Source organism: Streptomyces sp. NPDC023527 (assembly GCF_055560115.1).
The window spans coordinates 430,256-441,176 of sequence record NZ_JBVHJJ010000003.1; the positions used below are offsets into that span (position 1 = coordinate 430,256).

Annotated in this window: 12 protein-coding genes; 8 read left to right on the forward strand and 4 right to left on the reverse strand. The window is 72.9% G+C overall.

The window, feature by feature from the left end:
* Window positions 1-37 precede the first annotated feature (37 nt).
* The 3 genes from ACZ303_RS08930 to ACZ303_RS08940 all read left to right on the forward strand — a co-directional run bounded on the left by ACZ303_RS08930 (window position 38) and on the right by ACZ303_RS08940 (window position 3,563).
* Window positions 38-1,723, forward strand: a complete 1,686-nt coding sequence (locus ACZ303_RS08930) for a bifunctional 3'-5' exonuclease/DNA polymerase (RefSeq protein WP_467336584.1) — start codon at window positions 38-40, stop codon at window positions 1,721-1,723.
* Between the two features lie 183 nt (window positions 1,724-1,906).
* On the forward strand, window positions 1,907-2,932 hold the full coding sequence (locus ACZ303_RS08935) for a rod shape-determining protein (RefSeq protein ID WP_467336711.1): 1,026 nt from the start codon (window positions 1,907-1,909) through the stop codon (window positions 2,930-2,932).
* Window positions 2,933-3,107: 175 nt separating this feature from the next.
* Complete coding sequence (locus tag ACZ303_RS08940; protein WP_467336586.1) at window positions 3,108-3,563, forward strand: tellurite resistance TerB family protein; 456 nt, start codon at window positions 3,108-3,110, stop codon at window positions 3,561-3,563.
* Between the two features lie 61 nt (window positions 3,564-3,624).
* On the opposite strand, the gene ACZ303_RS08945 is transcribed toward ACZ303_RS08940, so the two are convergent.
* Together ACZ303_RS08945 and ACZ303_RS08950 are read right to left on the reverse strand one after the other, a co-directional pair.
* Window positions 3,625-4,725, reverse strand: a complete 1,101-nt coding sequence (locus ACZ303_RS08945) for a type III polyketide synthase (RefSeq protein WP_467336588.1) — start codon at window positions 4,723-4,725, stop codon at window positions 3,625-3,627.
* Window positions 4,726-4,736: 11 nt separating this feature from the next.
* Window positions 4,737-5,165: a hypothetical protein gene (locus ACZ303_RS08950; protein ID WP_467336590.1), complete on the reverse strand. Its 429-nt coding sequence runs from the start codon at window positions 5,163-5,165 to the stop codon at window positions 4,737-4,739.
* A gap of 312 nt (window positions 5,166-5,477) precedes the next feature.
* Here ACZ303_RS08950 and ACZ303_RS08955 point away from each other — a divergent pair, with 312 nt between their 5' ends.
* From ACZ303_RS08955 to ACZ303_RS08970, 4 genes are read left to right on the forward strand one after another with little or no spacing between them, the layout of a single operon-like run.
* Window positions 5,478-5,660: a hypothetical protein gene (locus tag ACZ303_RS08955; protein WP_467336592.1), complete on the forward strand. Its 183-nt coding sequence runs from the start codon at window positions 5,478-5,480 to the stop codon at window positions 5,658-5,660.
* Complete coding sequence (locus ACZ303_RS08960) at window positions 5,660-6,442, forward strand: hypothetical protein (RefSeq protein WP_467336594.1); 783 nt, start codon at window positions 5,660-5,662, stop codon at window positions 6,440-6,442. The genes ACZ303_RS08955 and ACZ303_RS08960 overlap by 1 nt, the downstream gene beginning before the upstream one ends.
* Window positions 6,439-7,356 (forward strand): DUF6895 family protein, encoded by a 918-nt coding sequence (locus ACZ303_RS08965; RefSeq protein ID WP_467336596.1) that lies wholly within the window; start codon window positions 6,439-6,441, stop codon window positions 7,354-7,356. Before ACZ303_RS08960 ends, ACZ303_RS08965 begins: the two co-directional genes overlap by 4 nt.
* Window positions 7,353-8,441, forward strand: a complete 1,089-nt coding sequence (locus tag ACZ303_RS08970) for a serine hydrolase domain-containing protein (protein WP_467336598.1) — start codon at window positions 7,353-7,355, stop codon at window positions 8,439-8,441. The genes ACZ303_RS08965 and ACZ303_RS08970 overlap by 4 nt, the downstream gene beginning before the upstream one ends.
* Here ACZ303_RS08970 and ACZ303_RS08975 read toward each other — a convergent pair.
* The gene (locus tag ACZ303_RS08975) at window positions 8,343-9,245 is read right to left on the reverse strand and encodes a LysR family transcriptional regulator (protein WP_467336600.1); all 903 of its coding nucleotides are present in this window, start codon (window positions 9,243-9,245) and stop codon (window positions 8,343-8,345) included. The genes ACZ303_RS08970 and ACZ303_RS08975 overlap by 99 nt on opposite strands.
* 202 nt (window positions 9,246-9,447) lie before the next feature.
* Entirely contained in the window at window positions 9,448-10,218 is a 771-nt protein-coding gene (locus tag ACZ303_RS08980; RefSeq protein ID WP_467336602.1) for a thioesterase II family protein, read from the reverse strand.
* Window positions 10,219-10,472: 254 nt separating this feature from the next.
* Here ACZ303_RS08980 and ACZ303_RS08985 point away from each other — a divergent pair, with 254 nt between their 5' ends.
* Entirely contained in the window at window positions 10,473-10,886 is a 414-nt protein-coding gene (locus ACZ303_RS08985) for a VOC family protein (RefSeq protein ID WP_467336604.1), read from the forward strand.
* The last annotated feature ends 35 nt before the right edge of the window (window positions 10,887-10,921 follow it).

Below are 10,921 nucleotides of genomic sequence, written 5' to 3' on the forward strand. Positions count from 1 at the left end.
GGGGCGTTGTCAGACCCCCCTGGCAGACTTCTGTGCCATGAGGTGGGCGGTGGCGGAGACGGGCGACGGGGGTGTTCGTCTCCGCCCCGTCGACCCCTCGGGTGCCCCGGCCGGGCCGGTGGAATCCGCGGGCAGCCTGGCCGAGGCCGTGCGGTCCCGGCCGGAGGCCGAGCGGTGGGTGTGGCGGTCCACCGCGGAGGCGTATCCGGCGCTGCTCGCGGCAGGCGTGCGCGTCGAGCGCTGCCATGACGTCGAGGCGGCCGAGGCGCTGCTCATCGGCCACGCCGAGGGGCAGTCGGGGCAGCCCCGGTCCCTGGCGGCAGCGTGGGCGCGGCTGCACGGCCTGCCCGTACCCGCCGATCCGCCCACGCGGGCGGCCGGCGGTCAGCCGTCGCTGTTCGAGCCGGGTCCGGCGCCGCTGCCGCCGGGCACCGACCCGCTGGACGCGGTGATCGCGGTCCACGCCGACCAGCTGGCCCGTGCGGACGCGACCGCGCACCCGGGCCGGCTGCGGCTGCTGCTCGCCCTGGAGTCGGCGGGGACGCTCGTCGCCGCCGAGCTCAACCGCACGGGTGTGCCCTGGCGGGCCGACGTCCACCGTGCGCTGCTGACCGAGCTGCTCGGCGAGCGCTATCCCGGCGGCCTGGAGCCCCGGCGCCTGGTCGAGCTGGCCGACGAGGTGTCCCGGGCCTTCGGCGACGGCGTGCGCGTACGGCCCGATCTGGCCGCCGACATCATCAGGGCCTTCGCCCGGCAGGGCATCGCCCTGTCCTCCACCCGCGCCTGGGAGCTGCGGGGGATCGATCACCCCGGCGTCGAGCCTCTCCTCCTATATAAGAAGCTCTACCGACTGCACACCGCGCACGGCTGGTCCTGGCTCCAGACCTGGGTGCGGGACGGCCGCTTCCGGCCCGAGTACATCCCGGCGGGCTCCGTCTCCGGGCGCTGGACCACCAACGGCGGAGGCGCCCTCCAGATCCCCCGGATCATCCGCCGGGCCGTGATCGCCGACCCCGGCTGGCGGCTCGTCGTCGCCGACGCCGACCAGATGGAACCGCGCATCCTCGCCGCCGTCTCCCGCGACCGGGGGCTGATGGAGGTCGCGGCCGGCGAGCGCGATCTGTACGCCGCCCTGTCCGACCGGGCCTTCTCCGGCGACCGCGAGCGCGCCAAGCTCGCGCTGCTCGGCGCGGTCTACGGCCAGACCTCCGGCGACGGGCTCAAGCACCTCGCCGACCTGCGCCGCCGCTTCCCCGCCGCCGTCGCCCACGTCGACGACGCGGCCCGCGCCGGCGAGGAGGGCCGGCTCGTACGGACCTGGCTCGGCCGCACCTGCCCGCCCGCCTCGGCGGCCGCCCCCGACGAGGCGGGGCTCCCCCAGGACGACGACGCTCCGGCCACCTACGGCAGCACGCCCGCCGACCGCGCCCGGGGCCGCTTCACCCGCAATTTCGTCGTCCAGGGCAGCGCCGCCGACTGGGCCCTGGCGCTGCTCGCGGCCCTGCGCCAGGAGCTCGCCGGGCTCCGCGCCGAGCTCGTCTTCTTCCAGCACGACGAGGTCATCGTGCACTGCCCCGAGGCCGAGGCCGCCGCCGTCACCGCCGCCATCCGCACCGCCTCGGACCGCGCGGGGCGCATCTGCTTCGGCGAGAACCCGGTGCGCATACCCTTCACCACGGCGGTCGTGGAGTGCTACGCCGACGCCAAGGACCAGCCGTCCTGAGCGCTCCGGCGGACGCCCCCGGCCCCTCCCGCGCGCCGCACGCGCTGACGGCACGTCACCACGCCTCCCCCGTGCGGCGCAGTTCAGCGGGCAGCCACCCGCCGGACCCCGCACGATGGCCCGTAGGGCCGCCGCAACGCGGCCCGGAGACCGCTCCGTCAGGCCAGGGGAGGACCCGCTGTGCTGTCCCACAGTCTTGAGCAGCTCCGTCGTTGCACCATCGCCGTCGACCTCGGGGCCGCGCGGACTCGCGTCTATGTCAGGGACACCGGCCTGATCGTCGACGAGCCGAGCATCGCCGCGGTCAACACCCGCACCGGCTCGCTGATCGCGGTCGGTGCCCTCGCCGAGGGCATGTCGGGCCGGACGCCCAAGCACATCCGCGTCGTACGGCCCATCTCCGGCGGCACGGTCGTCGACATCGACATGGCGCAGCGCATGCTGCGCTTCCTCGTCCAGGACAAGATCCGCCGGGCGTGGCGGCGCAAGCCGCTGCTGCGCGCGGCCGTCTGCCTGCCGCACGACGCCGAGCCCATCGCCCAGCGCGCCGCCATCGAGACACTGACGGGCCTGGGCGCCCGCCGCGTCGAGCTGGTCGACACCCTCGTGGCCGCCGCCGTGGGGTGCGGGCTGCCCGTGGAACAGCCCGAGGCCACGATGATCATCGTCTGCGGGGCGGCCGCCACGCAGGTCGCGGTCCTGTCCCTGGGCGCGATCGTGGCGGCGGAGAAGGTGCTGGTGGGCGGCGACGCGATCGACTACGCCGTCGTGCAGCACCTGCGGACCCGGCACGGCCTGATGCTGCCCACGCAGGGGCTGCACCCGCTGCACGTGGCGCTGTCCGCGGACCCGGTCGAGGACGGCGCGGAGGTCCGCGGCCGGGACGTGGCGACGGGGCTGTCCCGTACGGTCATGGTGAGCACCGCCAATGTCCGCGAGGCCATCCACACACCGCTGACGGGTGTGCTCGACGCGATCGGGCGGGTGCTGCGCGCCTGCCCGCCCGACCTGGTGGCCGACCTCGTGGACCGGGGCGTGATGCTCGCGGGCGGCAGTGCGCTGCTCCCGGGCCTCGACCGAATGATCGCCGACGCGACGGGGCTGATCGTGCAGATCGCGGACCGGCCGGACGTCTGCGCGGTGGTCGGGCTGGGGGCGATGCTGGAGGGGCGGGTGCAGCCGTTGCATCTGGATCCGCTGGGGGCGTGACGGGTCGCCACCCGCTGGGGTTCGGTACGTGGCTCGGCCGCCGGTCGTGGTGTCCTCGATCGCCGGACGGGCTTGGATTCCGCCCGGACTCGCGCCCCGTTTATCCCTTTGGGAACTTCTTTACCCATCGGAACAGTTCTGTCTGTGCCCCCGATTTTCACGAGGAGATACACAGATGGCGCTCTGGGACCGGCTCAAGGACTCCGCGACGACGATGCAGGGTCAGCTGGTGGCGAAGAAGAACGACCTCAAGAGCGGGGCGTTCCGTGACGCGAGCATGGCCATGTGCGCCCTGGTGGCCGCTGCCGACGGTTCGATCGACGCCTCCGAGCGGCGTCGCGTCGCCTCGCTGATCGCCACCAACGACGTGCTGCAGAACTTCCCCGCCGACGACCTTCAGGCGCGGTTCAACGACTACTGCCAGAAGCTCTCGGTCGACTTCGACTTCGGCAAGGTCAGCATCCTGCAGACCATCGGCAAGGTGCAGAAGAAGCCGACCGAGGCGCGTGCCGTCATCCAGATCGGCATCGTCATCGGTGGCGCCGACGGCGACTTCGACAAGACCGAGCAGGCCGTCGTCCGCGAGGCGTGCTTCGCGGTGGGCATCGACCCGGCGGAGTTCGACCTCTGAGCGAGGGCGGCCACGGCGGCGCATGAAGCGCGGGTCACCTCGGTGGCCCGCGCTTCCGCTGTCAGGCCGGTAGCCGCACCGCCCGTACGGCGGCCCGTTCCTTGCCCTCCTGGGCCGGGTCCGTCCAGGTCCCCAGGGCGATCTCGGCGGTGATGCCGGGCCCGAAGCCGGCGATGATGCCGCGGGACTCGTCCTCGGCACCGCCGTCCGCGAAGAGCCGTTCGAGCGCGTCGAAGATGACCGCGCTGGCGATGTTGCCGCGCTCGGTGAGCGTGGCCCTGCTGTAGCGGAACATCTCCGGCGGCAGGTTGAGGTACTTGCACAGATCGTCCAGGATCCGGGGGCCGCCGGCGTGGACGATGTAGAAGTCGAGCCCGGAGACGTCCCAGTTGTGCGGCTCGGCCATCGCCCGCATGGCGGGCGCGAGGACGGCCATCGTGCCGGGCACCCGCTTGTCGAGCATGAAGTGGAAGCCGGTGTCCCGGATGCCGTAGGAGATCCACTCCTCGGTGTCGGGCACCAGATGGGAGCCGTTCTGCTCCAGCCGTACGCCCACGCCCCCCTCGCCCCGCACGACCGCTGCCGCGAGGGCGTCCCCGAACAGGCCGTTGGAGAGCAGATTGCCGACCGCGAGGTCCGTCGGCTGATAGCAGAGCGAGCAGAACTCGCAGGAGACGATGAGGACGTTCGCCTCGGGATAGGCGATGCAGAAGTCGTGCGCGCGGTTGATGGCCGCGCCCCCGGCGGCACAGCCCAGCTGGGCGACCGGCAGCTGGCGGGTCTCGGACCGGAAGTCCATGGTGTTGATGATCCAGGCGGTCATCGACGGCATCATGAAGCCGGTGCACGAGACGTACACGATCATGTCGATGTCGCGTGCGGTGAGTTCGGCGTGGGCCAGGGCCCGCCGGATGACCTCGGGCACCCGGGCCTTGGCCTCGGCTTCGTAGAGGGCGTTGCGCTCGGTGAAACCCGGGTGCCGGAGGGTGTCCTCGATGGGCTGCACGATGTGCCGGGTCTGCACACCGGTGTTGCCGATCAGCCGCAGGGCGAGCTGGAGCTGAGGGTGGTCGGCGTGGATGGTGCGCGCGAGCTCCAGGGTCTGTTCGCGGGTGATGATGTGCTCCGGGACCGCGATGGCCGGTCTGCACAGCGTTGCCATGGTCGCACTCCTTACCAGGCGACCGGCGGGGTGAGCGGGTGGCGCCGGGTCGAGACGGTGTTCCGCTGCACCTCCTCCGCCGATACGGCCGGCCGCAGTTCAGGGAAACGGGTGAGAAGGGTGCCGATGGGGACCTGGAGCACCGTGCGGGCCGGACGGGATCCGGGGCAGTGGTGGCCGCCGTATCCGGAGGCCATGCGCGGCGGGGGCTCCGCCCGCTCGAAGTCGAGGTCGTCGGGACGGTCGTAGGCGAGCCCGCCGGGGCGCTCGAAGTGGAGCTCGTCCGGACGCTCCAAGTCGAGCCCGTCGGGACGCTCGTGGGCGAGGTCGTCGTGGTCGGCGGTCAGGGTCTCGGGCCGCGGTGGTGTCGTGGAGGGGTCGGGTTCGAGTGCTTCGTCATGTCGGAAGGGACAGGTCCGCACGGGGTCCGAATGGGTCATCGCAGCACTCCCTCGTTCAACAGGGGCCCCGCCGACGGCGCGCCAGCCTATTTTCTGACCATGCCGCAGCCACCGGCGTGCCACACCGAACCCTCCACAGTTCACCCATATGATGGATTTTTTAGCGAAACGCCCACCTCTTGCGCCTCTTCTCCCCCTTTGTCCTCTTTAATTTTTCGGCGAGTTTCCTGGGCCGACACCCCACTCCCGCACCATCCGGCCCACTTCGAGCTGCGGATCCCAGAAGACGCTCCTAGACTCAAAAGCGGCATCACCGCATAACTGGTGACATTCCTCAGCAAGGAGGCGCTGATGCTCACTCAAGACACCGCCCGACTCGTGGCGACCCCCACCGACACCATGGAGCTCGGGGCGCTGATGGCAGAACCGGAAGCCACCGTCAGCGACCCGCCCCTCCCCTCACCCGAAGCGGCCGGCTTCCTGCTGGCGCTCCTGCTCCTGTCGCCGAAGGAACCGAAGGAGCCGAAGGGCTAGTGAGCTCCCGGGCGGACTTCGCCGCGGCAGCCGACGACCTGGCGATCCGTGTCCTCAGCGCCCTACGTGGCGCTGGGGACACGGCTCTCGTTGCCCGGCACATCGACAGCGCTCCCGACGCCCTCGCGGCCCTCGCCGCGATCCGGGTGATCGGCGCCGACACCTTCACCCCCCACGTACTGATCGGCACGCCGTTCCACGCGGACGACGCGGCCGCCGTGGCCCGGTCCTTCGACGCCTTCCCGGCGCCGGACCCCGGGCCGCTCGCACGCCCGGAGGAACGGACCGTCGCCTGGCGCGACTGGGCCACCGCCCAGCTCCTGGCCCGGTTCACCGGCGACGCGGTGACGGCCGCGGCGGCGCGACCACCGCAGGGCGACGGCGACATCGCCGACACCTCGGACTGGCAGGGCTGGTCCGTGCGGATGTCCCAACTCGCCCCGCTGGCCACCCCCGGCCTCGACGGTCCCGTGCACGAGACGGCGCGCGGCGCGGCCCTGCCGCTGAGCCGCGGCGTCACGCGCTGCGTCCTGCGCCGCGACTTCCCCACCGCCGTCCGGCTCATCCGCTGGCTGGCGTGGCTGCGCCACGAGGGCGTCGCGCTGCCGCTGGACGTCACGCTCGTGCGCGAACACGTCCGCCTGCTGGGCGGCGAGAGCCCCCGCACGGCACTGGACCTGGCCGTCGCGGGCCACCTCCTCGGCGAGGCCGACGAGGGCGACAAGGCCGACGAGGACGGCAACGACGACGGGAAACCGGAGACGGAGGCGGTACGGACATGACGGTTCCCGAGCCCGTGGCCGCCGCGGCCAGGAGCATGGCCGACCGGGCGCTGTCCTGGCTGCACGCCAACCGCGAGCGGGGCGCCCTCCCGCCCGGGACCACCGAGGAGCTCGCCGACCCCGACAGCGTCTACAAACCCCTCGGCGAGACCACCCTCGCCGCCTCCATCATCCTGCGCGACGGCGTCGCCGGCGCCGGCCAACTGGTGGCCGCCCAGGCCCTGATGGACTTCACCTGGCAGCAGCTGCGCGAGGGCGACATGCTCTACGAGCGCCAGCTCCGCCACACGCTGATGAGCGACCCGCTGGAGATGTACGCGCCCTTCGCGCGCTGCGGCTACCGCCACGCCGACCTGGACCGGCTGCTCGCCCACCGCGCCCGGCTGCGCTCGGTCGACGGCATCGAGCTGCTGCCCAACCGCCGCCTCGCCGTCGCCAACGCCGCCCGCGTCGCGGGCCTGTGCCAGGACACCGACTGGGCGGCGCTCGCCCGCGCCACCTGGCTGGGCAGGACCCCCGAGCCCTGGGCCATCAACTGGCTCACCGCCTACGCGATGACCCACACGGTCTTCCACCTCACCGACTGGGGCGGCCTGCCGCGCGGCCTGCCGGCCGAACTCGCCTCGTACGTACGGACCTGGCTGCCGGTGTGGATCGACATCTGGCGCGAGGTCGGGCAGTGGGACCTGGTGACCGAACTCCTCATCATCGGGGCCTCCCTGGACGAGCCGTACTGCGACCCGGCCGACTGGGAGGCCATCGCCGCGCTCCAGCACGACGACGGCTTCGTGCCCCGCGACGCCGAACCCGTGGACGACGATCCGCAGCAGCGGTTCACCGACCATCAGCACACCGTCGTCGTCACCGCCGTCGCAGGCTCCGTCGCGCTGGCCCGCGCGTCGCGCGCGGCGTGAAAGGGTCGCTCGGCGCCGCCCTGAGCGCCCTGCCGGACGCGGCCCCGGGCGCGAGCGCCGTCGCCGTCGCCGCCGTGCGCGGCGACGAACACGTGATGCTGTGCCGGGGAGCCGCCGAGCCGGAGACCCGCTTCGAGATCGGCTCGCTCAGCAAGACGTTCGCCGCCCTGCTGCTCGCCGAGCTCGTCGCCCGGGGTGAGGTGCGCTACGACGATCCCGTCGCGCACTATCTGCCGCACCGCGTACCCGGGCCGCCGATCACCCTGCTCCACCTGGCCACCCACACCTCCGGGCTGCCCCGGCTGCCCCCGGGCCTGGTCACCCGCTCGGCGGCGCGCAGCGGCTGGTTCAGCAACCCCTACGCCGGCTTCTCCACCGCCGACGTCATGGCCGCGCTCCCCCGCACCCGGCTGCACCACCGGCCCGGCACCCATGTGCGCTACTCCAATTACGGGGCCGGGCTGCTCGGCCACGCCCTGGCCCGCGCGGCCGGCGGCGGCGACTACGCGGCGCTGCTGGCCGAGCGGGTCCTGGAACCGCTCGGCCTCGCCGACACCGACGGCGACCCGGACCGCCCGCAGGCCGTCGGCCACTGGCACGGCAGACCCCGCCCGCCGTGGCGCATCCCCGGTCTGCCCGCCGCCGGTGACCTGCGCTCCAGCGCCCGCGACCTGCTGCGCTGCCTGGCGGCGCTGCTCGCACCCGAGAGCGCCGGCCCGGCGAGCCTGCGGGCCGCGCTCGCCGACGTCCAGCGGCCCCGGCTGGAGCTGCCCCGCACGGGCCACCGCCTCTGCCTCGTCTGGAACCTGCGCCCCCGCGCGGGCCGCCCGCTGCTCCACCACTCCGGCGGCACCCGTGGCTTCACCGCCTTCATGGGCTTCCTGCCCCGCTCCGGCACGGCCGTCGCCGCCCTGGCCGACACGGCGCCGACGCCACTGGCCCCCTTCGTCCAGGCGGCGTACGGAACGCTGTGCGCGCTGGAGACTTCAGGCACCCGCGACGTGCCGGGTGACGGTGTCCGCGAACTCGCGGGCCGCGGGCGAGAGGGCCGACCACTGCCGGGCGGCCCAGCCCACGTCCAGTGACGGGATGCCGGTGACGGGGATCAGCCGGACGCTGTCGCCGGACTGGCCGACCAGCCCCGGCGCGGCGGGTATCAGCGCGTGCCCGAGCCCCATCTCGGCCAGCAGCAGCGCGGTGTCCCAGTCGGTCGCCCGGGTGGTGGTGGCGCGCGGCGGCAGCCCGTACGTACCGAGGTAGTGCTCCACCTGACGGCCCGAACTCGTACCGGCGGGCGGGCGGATGAGGCGGGTGCGCGAGAGGTCCTCCGCGCGGAGGGCGCCCTCCCCTGCGAGCGGGTCGTCGGGGCGGACGGCCAGCACCCACTCCAGGCTGACGACCGGGCGCTGCTCGACGCCCTGCGCGTCCACCGCGTCCGCCGCGATGGTCACCCAGGCCAGGTCCACGGCCCCGGACCGCAGGACGTCGAGACAGCGGTGGCTGGAGCGCTCGGTGTGGAACTCCAGCCCGACGTCGGGGAATTCACGGCAGAACTCCTTTATGGCGGCGGCCATGAAGTTGCGGATGGTGGTGGCGCCGGTGGCGATGACGACACCGCCGCCACGGCCGGTGCGCAGCTCCTCCAGCAGCCTCAGCCCCTCCCCCAGGGCGGTCAGCCCGTCGGAGGCGGCGCGCTGGAGGATCCGGCCGGCCTTGGTGGGCGCCACGCCGCGCGGCTGACGCTCCATCAAGGGCAGGCCGACCTCCTTCTCCAGCCGCCGGACGTGCTGGCTGACGGCGGACTGGCTGCAGTTCGTCTCCCGCGCCACGGCGCTGAGGTTGCGTGCCTCGCACACCATGACGAACACCTTCAGGTCATCAAGCGTCACGACGCCCAAGGTACAAGCATTTCCTTGGGGAGTTCGAGCCAAGTCATAGGATTGACTTGGTGGCCGGATGGCAGCCATGATCTCCATGAATGGCGGCAACCTGTCCGCGGCCTCACTCAGCAGCACCGCGCCGGCACTGGGCATGCACAGCGCCGGTCACTGTCGTCGCCGCGGACGGGTGTCGACCACCGGCCGCCGCCGGTCAGGTGGAGGCGCTCACGCCCAGCAGCTCCGCCAGCATCCGCTGCACGACGGGGCCCGACTGCTCCCGCAGATAGAAGTGCCCGCCGGGGAAGGTCCGTACGGTCACGGGCTGGTACGTCGTGTGCCGCCCCCACCCCGTGAGCGACTCGTCCCGGGCCAGGGCCTCCGCGTCGCCCGCCAGGACCGTCAGCGGTACGGGCAGGGGCGCGCGGGGACGCCAGACGTAGTTCTCCAGGACGCTGTAGTCGGCGCGCAGCCCGACCGAGACCATCTCCCGCAGCTCCCGGTGGGCGAACACCTCCTCCGGGATGCCGCCGTGCCTGCGGTGGACAGCGGCGAGCATCTCGTCCTGCGGCATCAGATGGAATCCGGCGTGCCGCCGGGGCAGATCGGGCGCGGCGCCGCTGGAGACGAAGAGCCGCCGGGGCAGCGGCCGGCCGGCCTCCCGCAGCGCGCAGGTGAGTTCGTACGCGACGAGCGATCCCATGCTGTGACCGAAGAAGGCGTACGTGCCGGTGAACTCCACCTCCCGCACGAGCGCCGCGACCAGGTCGTCCATGGAGGTCAGCGGGTCCTCGGCGAAGCGGCCGGCACGGCCGGGCAGTTGGACCGCGTACACCTCCACGCCCGGTATCTCCTTGCCCCAGCGGATGTACTCGGCGGCCGAACCGCCCGCGTGCGGGAAGCAGTACAGCCGCAGCGGCGCCTGCCGCCCGGCGCCGCCGGCGATCCACCGGTTCGTGGGCGCGGTGCGCCGTGGCTCAGTCATGCGATCTCCTGTCCGGCCCCGCGGGCGGTCCCACGCAAGCACCGTTCGCGGGTGACATCACGGGGCGGCGTTCGAGTTGTCCGATGGAAGCTGCGGGTCGACAGTACTGACCCGTAGGGAACCCGCGAGGCATGTTTCCGCCGTGACACCGGCCGAGCGGCGTGCATAAGATCACGAACACGGCATCGCACGCTGTCACCGGCCGGGTGGAGCGCGGAGGTGCCCGTGAGATGCCTGTGGGAGGGCATTCCACCGTGTCGATCGAGCTGAACCACACCATCGTCCACTCCCGGAGCAGGGAGACGTCCGCCCACTTCCTGGCCGACATCCTGGGCCTGGAGGTCGGAGCGCCCGGCGGGCCGTTCCTGCCCGTCGTGACCGGCAACAACGTCACTCTGGACTTCGCGACCGTCGACGCGGAGTCGATCGCGCCGCAGCACTACGCGTTCCTGGTGCCGGAAGCGGACTTCCCGGCGATGTTCGAGCGGATCAAGGCGGCCGGTGTCGCCTACTTCGCCGACCCGGCCGGGAAGCGGCCCGCGGAGATCAACCGCAACGACGGCGGCTACGGCGTCTACTTCCTGGACCCGTCCGGCCACTACATGGAGCTCCTCACCCGCCCCTACGGGAGCGGGGACACGCTGGGGCCGGCGGCTCCGCCGCTCTAGGCCGTGTCCGGCGGATCTTCGGCTGCGGGCCGTCC